This window comes from Paenarthrobacter sp. NPDC090520, from assembly GCF_044769205.1.
GTDB lineage: Bacteria > Actinomycetota > Actinomycetes > Actinomycetales > Micrococcaceae > Arthrobacter.
In genome coordinates, this window is the sequence record NZ_JBIVXM010000007.1 from 80,579 (window position 1) to 93,659 (window position 13,081).

Annotated in this window: 16 protein-coding genes; 7 read left to right on the forward strand and 9 right to left on the reverse strand. The window is 63.3% G+C overall.

Going from position 1 to position 13,081, the window contains the following annotated elements; all coding sequences use genetic code 11:
- Window positions 1-17: 17 nt before the first annotated feature.
- Together ACIQTZ_RS10740 and ACIQTZ_RS10745 are read right to left on the reverse strand one after the other, a co-directional pair.
- Complete coding sequence (locus tag ACIQTZ_RS10740) at window positions 18-1,355, reverse strand: MFS transporter (RefSeq protein WP_402980284.1); 1,338 nt, start codon at window positions 1,353-1,355, stop codon at window positions 18-20.
- A 43-nt stretch (window positions 1,356-1,398) separates the two neighbouring features.
- Complete coding sequence (locus ACIQTZ_RS10745; RefSeq protein WP_402980286.1) at window positions 1,399-2,157, reverse strand: LamB/YcsF family protein; 759 nt, start codon at window positions 2,155-2,157, stop codon at window positions 1,399-1,401.
- Between the two features lie 109 nt (window positions 2,158-2,266).
- Between ACIQTZ_RS10745 and ACIQTZ_RS10750 the strand changes: the two genes are divergently transcribed.
- Complete coding sequence (locus ACIQTZ_RS10750) at window positions 2,267-2,965, forward strand: GntR family transcriptional regulator (protein ID WP_402980288.1); 699 nt, start codon at window positions 2,267-2,269, stop codon at window positions 2,963-2,965.
- A gap of 1 nt (window position 2,966) precedes the next feature.
- Here ACIQTZ_RS10750 and ACIQTZ_RS10755 read toward each other — a convergent pair whose 3' ends face one another.
- A complete protein-coding gene (locus tag ACIQTZ_RS10755) occupies window positions 2,967-3,683 on the reverse strand; it encodes a LysR family transcriptional regulator substrate-binding protein (RefSeq protein ID WP_402980290.1) in 717 nt (238 codons plus the stop codon).
- A gap of 34 nt (window positions 3,684-3,717) precedes the next feature.
- Between ACIQTZ_RS10755 and ACIQTZ_RS10760 the strand changes: the two genes are divergently transcribed.
- Window positions 3,718-4,164, forward strand: a complete 447-nt coding sequence (locus ACIQTZ_RS10760; protein WP_400334835.1) for a DUF5997 family protein — start codon at window positions 3,718-3,720, stop codon at window positions 4,162-4,164.
- A 48-nt stretch (window positions 4,165-4,212) separates the two neighbouring features.
- Here the strand turns inward: ACIQTZ_RS10760 and ACIQTZ_RS10765 are convergent, their stop codons facing one another.
- Entirely contained in the window at window positions 4,213-4,593 is a 381-nt protein-coding gene (locus ACIQTZ_RS10765; protein ID WP_402980292.1) for a VOC family protein, read from the reverse strand.
- A gap of 164 nt (window positions 4,594-4,757) precedes the next feature.
- On the opposite strand from ACIQTZ_RS10765, the gene ACIQTZ_RS10770 reads away from it, so the two are divergent.
- The gene (locus tag ACIQTZ_RS10770) at window positions 4,758-5,297 is read left to right on the forward strand and encodes a hypothetical protein (RefSeq protein ID WP_402980294.1); all 540 of its coding nucleotides are present in this window, start codon (window positions 4,758-4,760) and stop codon (window positions 5,295-5,297) included.
- A 60-nt stretch (window positions 5,298-5,357) separates the two neighbouring features.
- Here ACIQTZ_RS10770 and ACIQTZ_RS10775 read toward each other — a convergent pair whose 3' ends face one another.
- The 3 genes from ACIQTZ_RS10775 to ACIQTZ_RS10785 form a co-directional block, all read right to left on the reverse strand.
- The gene (locus tag ACIQTZ_RS10775) at window positions 5,358-6,878 is read right to left on the reverse strand and encodes an APC family permease (RefSeq protein ID WP_402980296.1); all 1,521 of its coding nucleotides are present in this window, start codon (window positions 6,876-6,878) and stop codon (window positions 5,358-5,360) included.
- Window positions 6,879-6,904: 26 nt separating this feature from the next.
- Window positions 6,905-7,768 carry a universal stress protein gene (locus ACIQTZ_RS10780; protein ID WP_402980298.1) on the reverse strand — a complete coding sequence of 288 codons (864 nt, stop codon included), beginning with the start codon at window positions 7,766-7,768 and terminating at the stop codon, window positions 6,905-6,907.
- An 84-nt stretch (window positions 7,769-7,852) separates the two neighbouring features.
- Window positions 7,853-9,226, reverse strand: coding sequence for a flavin monoamine oxidase family protein (locus tag ACIQTZ_RS10785; RefSeq protein ID WP_402980300.1), 1,374 nt, complete (start codon window positions 9,224-9,226; stop codon window positions 7,853-7,855).
- A gap of 107 nt (window positions 9,227-9,333) precedes the next feature.
- Between ACIQTZ_RS10785 and ACIQTZ_RS10790 the strand changes: the two genes are divergently transcribed.
- The 4 genes from ACIQTZ_RS10790 to ACIQTZ_RS10805 are packed head-to-tail and all read left to right on the forward strand — an operon-like array spanning window position 9,334 to window position 12,006.
- Entirely contained in the window at window positions 9,334-10,038 is a 705-nt protein-coding gene (locus ACIQTZ_RS10790) for a TetR/AcrR family transcriptional regulator (RefSeq protein ID WP_402980302.1), read from the forward strand.
- Between the two features lie 19 nt (window positions 10,039-10,057).
- On the forward strand, window positions 10,058-10,480 hold the full coding sequence (arr, locus tag ACIQTZ_RS10795) for an NAD(+)--rifampin ADP-ribosyltransferase (RefSeq protein WP_402949834.1): 423 nt from the start codon (window positions 10,058-10,060) through the stop codon (window positions 10,478-10,480).
- A 28-nt stretch (window positions 10,481-10,508) separates the two neighbouring features.
- Window positions 10,509-11,123, forward strand: a complete 615-nt coding sequence (locus ACIQTZ_RS10800; RefSeq protein ID WP_402980560.1) for a helix-turn-helix domain-containing protein — start codon at window positions 10,509-10,511, stop codon at window positions 11,121-11,123.
- Complete coding sequence (locus ACIQTZ_RS10805; RefSeq protein ID WP_402949828.1) at window positions 11,116-12,006, forward strand: EamA family transporter; 891 nt, start codon at window positions 11,116-11,118, stop codon at window positions 12,004-12,006. Before ACIQTZ_RS10800 ends, ACIQTZ_RS10805 begins: the two co-directional genes overlap by 8 nt.
- On the opposite strand, the gene ACIQTZ_RS10810 is transcribed toward ACIQTZ_RS10805, so the two are convergent.
- On the reverse strand, window positions 12,003-12,458 hold the full coding sequence (locus ACIQTZ_RS10810) for a DUF1801 domain-containing protein (RefSeq protein ID WP_402980304.1): 456 nt from the start codon (window positions 12,456-12,458) through the stop codon (window positions 12,003-12,005). The genes ACIQTZ_RS10805 and ACIQTZ_RS10810 overlap by 4 nt on opposite strands.
- A 61-nt stretch (window positions 12,459-12,519) precedes the next feature.
- Complete coding sequence (locus ACIQTZ_RS10815) at window positions 12,520-12,975, reverse strand: hypothetical protein (RefSeq protein ID WP_402980307.1); 456 nt, start codon at window positions 12,973-12,975, stop codon at window positions 12,520-12,522.
- Window positions 12,976-13,081: the final 106 nt, after the last annotated feature.

A 13,081-nucleotide genomic window follows, 5' to 3' on the forward strand; every position in this document is an offset into this window, starting at 1 on the left:
ATTCATTTCGCCAGCCGTCAGGCGCGCGAACCCTCCAGGAGATGGGCTTCTTCTTCGGGCTTAGGGTCGCGTCCCATGAGCATTCCCACGATGGTCACAATGGCCGCAAGGAGGAGGTAGCCGGCGATGAGGTACCAGCCGTGGTTGGCTGCACCGTAGAGGGCCGTGAAGATGATGGGGGCAAACCCGCCGCCGATGACACCTGCCAGGGTGTAGGCAAGGGAGCTTCCGGCGTACCGGAGCCTTGCCGGGAATTGCTCCGTGATGAAGGCGGCCTGCGGACCGTACATAAAGGCATGCAGCGCCAGGCCAATCACGACGCCGATGGTCAGCATCACCGTGGATTTTCCTTGGATCATCAAGAAGAAGATCGGGATGAAGACTGCAGTGGCAGCGGCCGTAACTCCGTACACCAAGCGACGGTTGATGCGGTCGGTGAGAGCTCCGGCCAGCGGGATAAGGAAAAGTTGGAAGGCGGAGCCGATAAGGATCGCGGCCAGCACGTTTCCTGTAGTCATGCCCAATTCCTTGGTGGCGTAGACGTACAGGAAGACGGTGAAGAGCCCATACAGGATGTCCGGGCAAACGCGGGAGAGTGCCGCTGCGACCAAAGCCTTGGGTTGCGTGGTGAAGACTTCCTTAAGAGGTGCGTTGGGACGTTCGCCCTGCGCTTGGATGGCCTTGAAAACGGGAGTCTCTTCCAGCTTCAAACGGATAATCAGGCCGAAGATGACCAGCAGCGCGGAGGACAAGAAGGCAATGCGCCAACCCCAGGAAAGGAGAGCATCTTCGCTCAGGGAAGCAGCCAATACGGCGAGGACCCCGTTAGCCATCAGGTTGCCTGCGGGTGGGCCGATCTGAGCAGCAGAAGACCAGAAACCGCGCTTGTTGGGATCGCCGAATTCGCTGGACAACAACACCGCGCCGCCCCACTCACCGCCCACACCGATTCCTTGGGCCAACCGCAATAGCACCAATATGGCGGGCGCGGCAGCCCCGATAGCCGAGTAGTCCGGCAAGGCACCGATCAGGACCGTAGCAACGCCGATCAGCACCAAGGTAAAGACCAAGACATACTTGCGGCCGATCCTGTCGCCCAAACGACCAAAGATGACGCCACCGATCGGGCGAGCAAAGTAGCCAACCGCGTACGTGGAGAACGAAAGGATAAGCGCTACGAAATCGTCTCCCGCCGGAAAGAAGATCTTCGGGAAAATCGCGGCCGACGCCACCGAGTAGATCGCAAAGTCGTAATACTCAAGCGACGTGCCGGTGAGGCTGGCGACATATGCCTTGAGGGCGCCGGCCGGTGGCTTCCTTGTCACGGCCTTTGCTGCCTTGTTGGTGCTGGTCATGGTTTCCTCCGGAGGGGATGAGGGGTGCTGCTTGGCCTGTTGGCTAGATGAACGAGCCGATGGTGACACCGGCATCGGTGAGGGCGGACTTCACTGCGGTGGCCATGGCGACGGCACCGGGTGAATCTCCGTGCACGCAGATGCTCTCTGCGCGGATGGTGAAGGTGGAACCGTCAATGGCCTTGACGGTTTCTTCCGTTGCCATGCGCAGGACGTGCTGGGCAACGTCAGCGGGATCGTGAAGGACAGCACCCGGCTGGGAACGGGAAACCAAAGTGCCGTCGGGGTTGTACGCGCGGTCAGCGAAGGCTTCCGAAACCGCCCGCAGGCCGGCCTTTTCCGCCAAACGCAGGACCTCCGAGCCGGGAAGCCCGAGGATCGGAAGGTTGGGGTCAACCGACTTCACCGCTTCCACCACTGCCTTGGCCTGTGCCGTGTGCTTCACGATCGCGTTGTAGAGCCCGCCGTGCGGCTTCACGTACTGGACGCGTGTACCGGAGACGGCGGCCAACGCCTGGAGGGCACCGATCTGGTAAACCACATCGTCCGCGAGTTCCTTGGGGTCGATGTCCAGGAAACGGCGCCCAAACCCGGCAAGGTCGCGGTACCCGACGTGGGCGCCGATAACGACGCCGGCCTTCACCGCCTTTTCGGTGGTAGCACGGATAACGCTGGGGTCGCCGGCGTGGAATCCGCACGCAACATTGGCACTGGAGACGGATTCGAACATGGCGGCGTCGTCGCCCAACGTCCAGCGGCCGAATGACTCTCCGACGTCGCTGTTCAGGTCAATGATTGCCATGCTGTGATCCCTGCCTCGTGATGTGCGTTACATCAAGGATGCACCAAGTTGTGGGATTGTTCAACAATCCAGCGATACCATTTTTCGGCAATCGTGTACTTTTGGTGTCATGGCCAGTGCAGATCAGCAAGCAAGCGAACAAGCTGGCTTCGACACTGCCCGCGCACGCGTGCGCATGCGGGTCCCCTCAGTGGCAGAGCGGGTAGCAGAAGAACTCCGCTATCAACTGGCCGAAGGATTCCTTGTCCCCGGGGCCAAACTCACCGAGGCCACCATCGCTGAGGACCTTGGCGTCTCCCGCAACACCGTCCGCGAGGCTTTCGCAGAGCTGGCCAGTGAGCGCCTCCTGGTCCGTCAGCCCAACCGCGGCGTTTATGTAGCAACGCTGGAAGCCGGCGACATCCATGATGTTTACACCGTGCGCCGTGCCATTGAGGTCAGTTCGATCCGTGCCGGTGGTACGCCTGAGCGCATAGCCGCCGTCAGGGCCGCCGTCGAGGAGGGGAAGAAGGCCGCGGCCGCCAATGACAACGACGGCTTGGGCAGCGCCAACCAGCACTTCCACGGCTCAATCGTGGCCCTGGCCGAGAGCAACAGGCTGAATTCGATCATGAAGCAGGTGCTCGCCGAGATGCGCCTCTACTTCCACAAGGCCACGGTCAACGCGCACTTCTACGTCGACTGGCTCTCGGAAAACGAGCAGATCTGTTCCGCGTTGGAGAATGGCGAGCTGGACAAGGCCGGCGATCTCCTCTTGGCCTACCTCAACCGCTCAGAGCGACAACAGGCCGCCATCCACGGCGAATAGGTCAGCGCTTCCCCTTCTTCCGCGAACCCCGCCCACGGCCCTTGTCCGGATTGGGCGCATATCGCTGTGAAACCGCCGGCTTCTTTATGCCACCGGTGCCCCGCCGGTCCGGCTTCGGAGCCTTCTTGGGTTTCTTCTGCTGCGCCGACGGCTGCCGCGAACTCTGCGCGGTCCGCCCACGTACAATCCCAATGAACTCCTCGATCACGGGGCTGTCATTGCCCGCAAGCCACGCGAGGCCGATCTGCGTACCGGGAACACCGGACAGTCTCCGGCTCACAGTCTGCTTATTGTTCAAGTGCCTGGCCACAGGCATCGGCATGATGACCAAGCCTGCTCCGGACGCCACCACCTGCAGTGCCATGTCCGGGCCACCCATTTCGGCAACGTCCAGGAAGTTTTCCTCTGACAGGTCCTCGAACGCCACGTCTTCGAAGACCGAGATCTCGTGGCCTTTCGGCGCCACCACTGCCTGCTGTTCCTCGTACAGCGGGATGACGTGCAAGCCGTCGCGGTCCACGGGCAACCGCACAAAACTAAGGTCAGCGGAACCGTCACGCAAAACCGCAAGCTGCGATGCGTCGTCGGACATGAAAGCGTGCAACGGAACATCCGGCATCCGCTCTTCCCACCGACGGATCCACTTTCCGGGCGTCACGCCCGCCACGTAGGCGAAGCGGAGCTCGGGTGTTTCGGGGGACTCTTCAGCGTCTGGCACACACTCACAGTACCGGGCCGGATACCCTTGAAGCATGACTCCCAAGAACTCCCAGACCATGAAGCCGGCAACAGCTGCCAAGAAACTCGGTATCTACTTGCCCGCTGCACCGCAGGAGTTCCAGGACTCACCCGTCACGCGCGACGAATACGCCGAACTCCAGGCCAACCCGCCCGAGTGGCTCGCCGAACTGCGCCGCAACGGTCCGCACCCGCGGCCGGTCGTGGCCCAGAAGCTCAACATCTCCATCAGCGGCCTCACCCGCGGTGGCGTCACCGAGCCACTCACGACGGCGGAAATCGCCGAGTTGCTGCAAACTCCCCCGCAGTGGCTGGTGGTTGAGCGCGCCACCCACGCTGCTGTGCGCGCCGAGACCTTGCGGGTCAAGGAAGAGGCCCGCAAAAAGGCCGCCACCAAGGAAGCCAGGGAGAACGCCGCTGCCAAGCGCGTGGCCCCCAAGGGAACCAAGCGCAACTCCTGAACCAAGAGCAGTGGCCGGGGCGGAAACGTCCCGGCCACTGCTCTTTAATTAGTCCTGGTGGAGCATCACAAAGTTGCCACAGCCGTCGTCGAAGACGGCAGTGACACCCGACGGATCCTCCGCAGGTTCGCCCTTGAAGGTCACGCCGGCGGCCAGAAGACGCTCATATTCGGCCCGCACGTCAGGCACCCCGAGGACAACGGCCGGCATCCCCGCTTCGTATACGGCATTCATGTAGTTAGCACCGATGGGGTTATCGATGGGTTCCAGCAACAGGCCTGGAACGCCGTCTCCCGTACCCGGGTCCTTGATGATGAACAGGTTCGCCTCGGGCATGGCCATGAGGGTGTCGAAGCCGAGCGTCTCCGTGTAGAACGTGTGGGCGGCCGCGGGGTCCTTGACGTGGATGCTGCACATTTTCAGTCTCATGGCCCTAGGCTACGCCGCAGCACCGACAGCCAAAACGCGCACAGGATGCGCGCAAGCTACCCGATGTGGAACGCCAGTCCACGTTGTTGAAATCGCCCTGTACCCAAACTCCCCACCGGAACGCATACTGAAAACACAGCCTTTTGCGTCCGGGAGGTACTCCGATGCTCATGTGGGGTTTGGCCCTGATCCTCGCGACGGCGGCCACGACATTTGTCCTCCATCGCAAGCTCACGCACGGTCGCGGACCTGAGCCGGACACCATCTTTTGGGACGTTTTCGCTGGTCTGACAGTGATCGCGCCGGCCATCCTGGTCCCATCCGTGCAGTCTCCTCCCGCAGGACTGGTGATGGTCGCGCTGGCAGGAACGACGGCGGCAGGAACCTTGGCAGCCGCCCGGAAAGTCGAGCGCGTGCACGCCGCCGAGCCGTGGCGCCGTGCAGGTTTTGCCGATGACGCCGCACACCACGAAGTCATTCTGGCTCAATGGCGAAAGTACGAATTGGACCCCGGCCGGACCATCGACTACCCGGCCATGACGGACGTGCGGGTAACAGAAACCGCAACCCTCACCAAAGCCATACGCGAGGCGGAATATTGCAAGGTGACCGCCGGCACCGACTACCGTGCCGCCGTCGAACGCCTTGCCCAAGCCCTTACCGAGGCCGAGCGCGCCGCCGGCGTCCCCAAAGCCACACTGTGAGGCCCGCTCTTCGCCCCATCGCGTGGTTTTAGGGCACACAGCGGGCACCGCAACTCAGTTCTAGCTTCGGGAAGCGCCAGTACGGGAGAAGTTCCTGAAGAACTCGGGACGCACCCGGTACATCACCAGCATGACCACCACGCCCAGCAGGATCACGCCCATGCCCAGGATGAACACCAGGCCGATTCCGCCGACGGAGGAGCCAGAGCCGTAGGCCGGATCCAGCGAGTCGATCGCGGTTTTCACGAACATGACCAAGAGGATCACCCCGCCCAGCAGGGGTGCCAGGAACTTGAAGAAGAACGACCGGACACTGCTGAAGGCGGCTGCACGGAAGCACCAAACACAGGCCAGCGCAGTGATGCCGTAGTAGAAGCAGATCATCATGCCCAGCGCCGTGATGGTGTCCCAGAGGGCGTTCTCAGAGACGGTCCGGGTGATCACGTAGAAGGCCGCTGCGGCAATGGCGGCGGCGATCGTGGCGGTGCTCGGCGACTTGTACGTGGGGCTGATCTTGCCGAACCGGGGCGAGATGGCGCGGTAGTGGCCCATCGCCAGCAAGGTCCGGGCGGGCGACACAAACGTGGACTGCAGGGATGCTGCCGAGCTGCTCAGGATGGCCAAGGACATGAGGATCGCGAACGGTCCCATCACCGGACCGGCCAACACGGCGAAGATGCTCGACTGGTTCTCCGGATTCCCTGCACCGAGGCCGGTATCGCCAACACCCGCGAAGGACAACGTGGCCAGGGCAACGGTCATGTAAATAATGACGATCACCAAGACAGTCACAGTTGCCGCGCGGCCGGGTGTTTTCTCCGGATTCTTCGTTTCTTCATTCATGGTCAGGGTGACGTCCCAGCCCCAATAGATGAAGATCGAGAGGGACACACCCGCCGTGAAGGTGGTGAAGGAGTCGACGGCGAACGGGTTGAACCAGTCGGGCGAAATGGCGGTGGCGTCGAAAGCCGTGCCGTTGGCCACGTGCGCGAATGCGGAAACGGCGAACCACCCAAGCACCAGCAACTGGAAGGCCACCAACACGTACTGCACGCCCTTGGTGGTTTCCATGCCCCGGTAAGAAATCCAACAGGCCGCCGCGATAAAGACCAGCGTCGTAGCGATGTTCAAAGGAAGGATCTTGCTCAGCTCAGCCAGCGACGGGTTGCTGAACACCTGCCCCAGCATCAAGTAGAAGAAGTCCACGGCAACTGCCGCGAGGTTGGACAGCACAATTATCGTGGCCGCGATCAGACCCCAGCCACCCATCCAGCCGATCCACGGACCAAAGGCGCGAGTGGCCCACGTAAAGGAAGTACCGGCGTCGGGCATGGCGTTGTTGAGCTCGCGGTAGCCGAGCGCCACAAGCAGCATCGGGATGAAGCCCACCAGGAAGATCGCGGGCAGGTGGACACCGACTTCCGAGACGGTCGGACCGAGTGCTGCGGTCAGGGTGTACGCGGGTGCGATGCAGGAAACGCCAATCACGACGGCGCCGATGAGGCCCACCGATCCGGCTTTCAGCCCCTTCTCACTCAGGGCCGAATCTTTCGACTGGACCGTCTTTGGTGCAGTTGACATGGGAATTGCCTCTCAGGCGACGGGTGCTAGGAGCGCTGTCGCGTGTAGTCGCGGGGAACCACGATCATTGGTACTGGCAAGGCACGCAGGATGCGGTTTGCAGTGGTGCCCAGGAAGGTGGCGCGGTGTTGCGCCAGGCGGCTGGAGCCGATGAGGAGGATTTCGCCGTCCTCCCACTCGAGCCGGTCTACGGCTTCTTCGATGGTGCGGCCTTGTGCGACGACGATTTCGGGCTCGGTCCCGGAATCGGACGCAGAACCCCCGACGGCGGCAAGACGGTCGGCGGCATGCACCCAGGCGGCGTCGGCGAGCCCGGGCGAGTTACCGCCGTCGAGCGCCAACAGGGAGACGAGACGGAGCGGTAGGCGACGATCCCGCGCAGACTCGACGGCGACGCCGAGCAGTTCATCGGCGCCCGGCCTGGTGCCAAAACCGCAGCTGAGTCGAGTGATGCCGTCCGTTCGTTGGTAGCCGTGCGGCGCCAAAGCAACGGGCAGCGGCGCTGAATGCAGCAGCGAACTCGCTACCGAGCCGATAGTGAAGCGCTTGAAAAGCCCATTGTTGGTGGCACCGATAACCAGGGCGACGGCGTCGAATTCCACGGCTGCATCGATCAGTGCCTGCGCTTCCGAGTCGCCGCGGCGAATGTGTGCGCGGGCGGTGACGCCGTCCGGAACCAAGGCCAGGCCTTCGTCGAGCCACTGCTTCGCCTGCTCGTTGAGAATCGAATCGTAGCCGGGTTCCGGTGGGTAGACCGCGTTGAACGGCGAGTCCTCAGGGACCACCAGGACCAGATCCAGGCTGGCGTCCTGGCCGCGGGCCAGCGCAATGGCGAGGTGGACTGCGTCACGACCCCTCGCATTGGCGGTGTAACCGACGACGTAGCGCATGGTTGCCCTTTCGATACTTAAACAGTGCTGCCGGCAGTCCGGGGACGGCACTTCCCCCGGACTGCCGGTTGCTTGATTCTGCGGCTAGACGGCCACCGAAGCCAGCTTGTTGGCTTCGACGATGCGCGCGGCGGTTGCCTGGCCCATGCGGACGGCACCGTCGACGTGCTGGTAGCCCTCCGCCGCGAGGTCGGAAGACGACCAGTAGATGGGGCCGACGTTCGCGTGCTGGTCCTTGCCGTAGCGGTGCAGGCCGCCAAGGTCATAGCTGGAAGCGTAGGCGCCCCGGGTCCATTCCTCGGAGCCCCAATCGGACTCGTAGTACACCTCGGGGGTCAGGGCCTTGTCACCCAGGAAACCAGCGATCGACTCCAGGATGGCCTTCTTGCGGTCCTCGGCGCTGAGCTCGAACACGGCGTCGGCCTTTTCGTCTGACACGAAGCCCACCAGGGTGCCGCGTGCATCGCCGTAGTTGGTGTTGTCGTAGACCTCCTGGACCAGGGCACCGGCGCCGAAGCCCGTGCCGGAGAGTCCGTCTTCACGCCAGAACGGCGTCTCGTAGACGGCGTGCACCTTGATGACCAGGCCCAGCGACTGGTGCTGGTGCATCTGGTGCTGGCGGCGCGGCAACGGCGGGTTGAAGGAAACGCGCGAGTACAGGTTCGGCGGTACGGCCATGATCACGTAACGCGCGTTGACAGTTGCACCGTCGGAAACCACGGTGACGTTGTTGCCGTCCCAGTTGATGGTGCGGACCGGGCTGTTGAGGACGACGTCGGAGCCCAGCTCAGCTGCCTGGAGCAGCGAGGCCTGCTGCATGCCGCCGATCACTCGCTTGTCCAGGATGAAGTCCTCGTCCGTGAGGTGCGTGAACGAGCCGGCCGAAGCCGCCATGAGGACCGCCTGCAGGGCGGAGAATGCGTGGGCGGGCTTGGTCAGCATGCCGCCGGCGATGAAGAGGCCAATGTTGTTGCAGGCTTCTTCATCGTTCGAGTTCTGGCGGAGCCAGTGGTGGAACGAGATGGTGTCCAGTTCGCGGGACTTGGGGTGCGCCCAGGGTTCGGTGGGCCCGATCTCCGCAGCGAGCCCGTCAAGGATGGCTACAAGCTTGTCCATTTCGGCCTTGGTGGTTTCGCTGACCGGGAAGGTATCGCCGGTGTAGCGGGTGGGGTTGCCGTCTGCGCCGATGTAGACGGATTCACCTTCACGGTAGCGCGAGTACATTTTCAAGCCGAGCTCGTCCAGCAGCGCCATGAGGGCTGTCTGGTCCGGCGAAACCCACTGGCCGCCGATCTCCAGCATGGCGCCGTCGATGGTGTCGGTCCAGGTGCGGCCCCCAACGCGGTCGCGTGCTTCGAGCACTGCAACGCTGAGTCCGGCCTTTTTCAGTTCGCGTGCCGCCGTCAACCCTGACGGCCCGGCACCGACGATCACAACGTCGCGATCAAGATTCTGCATGATGTCCTCTCCGTGGCCGTCCGTTGGTGGCTGACCAATAAATGAATGGCATTCATTTATATCCAGAGTAGCCCGAAAGTCGGCGGCTGTGAAGACCCGATGGAATAATGCTGGTGACACAGGCAGCAGAAAGGCCTCCGATGCCCGCACCCGAACCAGCCCCCTCCGCCACCTCAAGGCGGCGTGCCGGGCGCCCAACAGCGGCGGTCCTGGACCAGGACGGAATCACGACGGCGGCGCTCACGTTGATCAGCTCCAAGGGCTACGACGGACTCACCATGGCGGCGTTGGCACGATCGCTGGGGGTTGCCCCGTCGGCCCTGTATAACCACGTTTCATCCAAGGACGACGTGCTGCTGCTGCTCGAGGACCATCTGGCGGCAATGGTGGATGTGTCAGCATTCGGCGTGGAGCCGTGGGACGTTGCGGTCCGACGCTGGGCGTGGTCCTACCGGGACGTGTTCTCCGAGCACACTCCCCTGATTCCTGTCATTGCCGTGCTTCCCGTCGCGAATGCGCCCAAGACGCTGGCCATGTACGAGGCCGTGACTGCGGGCTTCCGCGATGCCGGCTTCCCCGAGGAACGGATCATCTCCGCGATCGTGGCGCTTGAGGCGTTTGTTTTCGGGGCTGCGTACGACGTCACCGCGCCGGAAGACATTTTCGACGCCGGCAATCTCGCCGACCAGGTCCCGAACTTCACCTCGGCTGTGGACCGGCTGGCCATGGAGAGGCACGAGCGGCCCACGGATGTTGCGTTCAGCCTGGGCCTGGAGGCACTGATTGCGGGTTTCGGGGCACTGCGCGGCTAGTGTGCCTAGGCTTGTGCTCATGAGCCAACCTTTGGAAGACGGTCCCTTCTATCACGGCACAAGAGCCGAAGTGCAGGAGGGGGAAACCCTTTCCGCCGGCTTTCGGTCAAACTACCGGCCTGATGTGGTCATGAACCATATCTACTTCACCGCGCTGCGTGACGGCGCCGGACTGGCCGCGGAGATCGCCGTCGAACTGGCCGGGGGCGAGGGCACGCCGCACGTGTACCTCGTGGAGCCGACCGGGCCGTTCGAAAACGATCCGAACGTGACGGATAAAAAGTTCCCAGGCAACCCCACTCGTTCCTATCGCAGCAGCTCTCCACTCAAGGTGGTTGCGGAAGTCCACGACTGGACACGGCTGACTCCCGAGGCACTGCAGATGTGGCGGGAACGGCTGAAAGTCCTCTTGGGTGACAAGGGCGGGGAGATCATCAACTAGCTTCTTAGTGCCAAAAAAGTGCAGTATGATGCACTACGTGGAAGATGGAGCAGAAGCACTGGCGCGCGCCATTGGGATCCGGGTCAGGCAAGAGCGAAATGGCCTGGGCTGGACCCTCGACCGTCTCGCGGCGGCCGCCGGCGTGAGCAGGCGAATGCTCGTGAACGTTGAGCAGGGCGGGGTGAATCCGAGCATCGGAACCCTGCTGAGACTCAGCGATGCCCTGGGCGTGGGCCTGCCTGCACTGGTGGAGCCTCCCGCTCCACGCGCACCGAAAATCACCCGGGCCGGCGAAGGTGCCGTTTTGTGGACCGGGCCTTCCGGTGGGCGCGGCGTACTGGTCGCAGGCACCGAGTCTCCGGACGTCGTCGAGCTCTGGGATTGGACACTGGCCCCGGGCGAGCGGCACGAAAGTGAGGCCCACGCAGCCGGCACTCGTGAGCTGCTGCAGGTCCAGATGGGTTCCCTCACGGTGGCCGTCGGGACCGAAAGCCATGAACTTAAAGCCGGCGACGCATTCACCTTCCGCAGTGACGTTGCCCATTCCTACGCAAACCCCACCGGTGAACCCACCCGGTTCTCACTCGCCGTCTACGAGCCGGGCGTAGGGGCGGGTCACCGAACGGAGGCTCCGCATGCGTAGGACGCTCACCGCGGCCCCACCCTGGTCCCTGGCGGTTGCGGCAATGCTGGCCATTCAATTCTCCAACGCACTCTCCGTTGCCGTCATCGACCAGGTCGGCCCGGCGGGTACAGCTTGGTTGCGTATGTGCTTTGGGGTGGTGTTCTTATGGATCATCAGCCGTCCGGCCATTCGTTCCCTGCGTCGGCGCGACCTGCCGGCGTTGATCGCACTCGGCGTGGTGACCGGTTTCATGACCACATTCTTCCTCGCCGCCGTCGAACGCATCCCGCTGGGGACCGCCGTCGCCATCGAGTTCCTGGGACCCCTCACCGTGGCCGGGGTGATGAGCAAGAATCGCCGGGCGCTGGTCTGGCCACTCCTCGCCCTCATCGGCGTAGTGCTCCTCACTGAGCCGTGGGCAGCCTCGATCGACTTCGCCGGCGTTGGTTTTGCCTTGGCCGCCGGCGTCTGCTGGGGCCTGTACAACGTCCTGACACAACACGTTGGCGACCGCTTTTCCGGGATCAGCGGACTGTCGCTCACCATTCCCGTCGCAGCCCTGGCCACCCTGCCCGTAGGACTTCCGCAAGTCCTTGGCCACCACTTCGAGTGGTGGGTGCTCCCTGCGGCGGCCGGCATCGCCCTGGTCACACCGGTGATTGCCTTTGGCCTGGAGATGCTTGCGTTGCGGCGGATGACCCACACGGCCTTCGGCACGCTGTTGTCGATCGAGCCGGCCTTCGGAGTGTTGATCGGCGTGTTGGTGCTGGCTCAAGCACCCACCCCCATGCAGTTGGTGGGGATCGCGTTGGTTGTGCTGGCGGGGACCGCGGCCCAGCAGGGTGGTCGCCGCAGCCCGGACGCCGCAGTCACCACCGACGTTCCTGCTACGCCTTCCTAGTGCTTCTTGCCCCCAACGCCGGGCACTGACGCCACCTGCTTCATCCAGTCCGCCAACTGGTTTTCGTCGAGATCGTCCAGGGTCCCGATCTCCACACCCCTCGTTGCCTTGCCCATTCCCACCGGCGTCACGGGAGGCACGGGATTGAGGTTCACACCGTTGATGAACATCAGCTTGACGTGCCCCGCGAACCCTCCGGAGCTGAAGCACCAGCCGTCCCCCACACCGTAGTAGGCCATGCCCCATTTGACGGAGCGTTCCAGGTTGGGGAGGGTTCTTGCGGCCAAGGCATCGATGGCTTCAGCGATGCCGCGCTGGGGCTCCGGAAGGCTGGCGATGTAGTTGAACACCGGCTTATCGCCGACCGCCGCCTTCGCGGGGCTCGCTTTGCCGTTCATGGACTCGGGCAGGGTGAAGGGTGTTTCGTTCATGGGGGCGCTTTGTTCGGCCATGGTGAGGATTATCCTTCGCGCTGCCCCGTGGAGCCAGACCCCCGCCTTCCGGGAACCGGCCTCACTCAGGCTTCCGGCGCGACCTCGACCGTCGGAAAGCGAGCGTCGTCAGTGAAATCAAGGACAGGGCACTCACTCCATAAAGCAATCGGCCCCACGGCGAGTAGTCACCACCCGAGATCGCAAAGGTGTCTGCAAGTCCCATGCCTGCCGGAAAGGACGCCATCCAATGGCTGGGCGCCCCCAGGATCAGCACAAGCAACTCCAGTGCCAGAACGGTTCTGACGCTGAGCGGCCGCCTCAACGCGGCGACCAGAACCGCGGCACCCAAGGCGATGCCGACAACGCTCCACACGAGGACCCGCGGAATCGCCAAGGACTCCTTGGCCCGATCAACGGCGGAATAAATGTCGGCCAACGCCATTCCAGGGACGGCCGCCAAAGGATTCCAAACAAGGATCTGGAATGCGCCTACCACCGTGTATGCGACCACCACCACGAAGCCAATTGCTGCCACCCAAAGCGCAGTTCCCTGACTGCGCGCTCCCCCAAACGCCATGGTGGCAAGCCTAGCGGCTCGGGGGAACGGATAGTCTTATCTCGGCTGGGAATCGCCTGGCAGT

Bases quoted from the DNA above. Each gene is read 5' to 3' on its own strand.
- ACIQTZ_RS10800 (WP_402980560.1), top strand. From the start codon at position 10,509: ATGCACTACGTGGAAGATGGAGCAGAAGCACTGGCGCGCGCCATTGGG.
- ACIQTZ_RS10770 (WP_402980294.1), top strand. From the start codon at position 4,758: ATGCTCATGTGGGGTTTGGCCCTGATCCTCGCGACGGCGGCCACGACA.
- ACIQTZ_RS10760 (WP_400334835.1), top strand. From the start codon at position 3,718: ATGACTCCCAAGAACTCCCAGACCATGAAGCCGGCAACAGCTGCCAAG.
- ACIQTZ_RS10805 (WP_402949828.1), top strand. From the start codon at position 11,116: ATGCGTAGGACGCTCACCGCGGCCCCACCCTGGTCCCTGGCGGTTGCG.
- ACIQTZ_RS10785 (WP_402980300.1), bottom strand. From the start codon at position 9,226: ATGCAGAATCTTGATCGCGACGTTGTGATCGTCGGTGCCGGGCCGTCA.
- ACIQTZ_RS10765 (WP_402980292.1), bottom strand. From the start codon at position 4,593: ATGAGACTGAAAATGTGCAGCATCCACGTCAAGGACCCCGCGGCCGCC.
- ACIQTZ_RS10780 (WP_402980298.1), bottom strand. From the start codon at position 7,768: ATGCGCTACGTCGTCGGTTACACCGCCAATGCGAGGGGTCGTGACGCA.
- ACIQTZ_RS10750 (WP_402980288.1), top strand. From the start codon at position 2,267: ATGGCCAGTGCAGATCAGCAAGCAAGCGAACAAGCTGGCTTCGACACT.
- ACIQTZ_RS10740 (WP_402980284.1), bottom strand. From the start codon at position 1,355: ATGACCAGCACCAACAAGGCAGCAAAGGCCGTGACAAGGAAGCCACCG.
- arr (WP_402949834.1), top strand. From the start codon at position 10,058: ATGAGCCAACCTTTGGAAGACGGTCCCTTCTATCACGGCACAAGAGCC.
- ACIQTZ_RS10790 (WP_402980302.1), top strand. From the start codon at position 9,334: ATGCTGGTGACACAGGCAGCAGAAAGGCCTCCGATGCCCGCACCCGAA.
- ACIQTZ_RS10810 (WP_402980304.1), bottom strand. From the start codon at position 12,458: ATGGCCGAACAAAGCGCCCCCATGAACGAAACACCCTTCACCCTGCCC.
- ACIQTZ_RS10745 (WP_402980286.1), bottom strand. From the start codon at position 2,157: ATGGCAATCATTGACCTGAACAGCGACGTCGGAGAGTCATTCGGCCGC.
- ACIQTZ_RS10775 (WP_402980296.1), bottom strand. From the start codon at position 6,878: ATGTCAACTGCACCAAAGACGGTCCAGTCGAAAGATTCGGCCCTGAGT.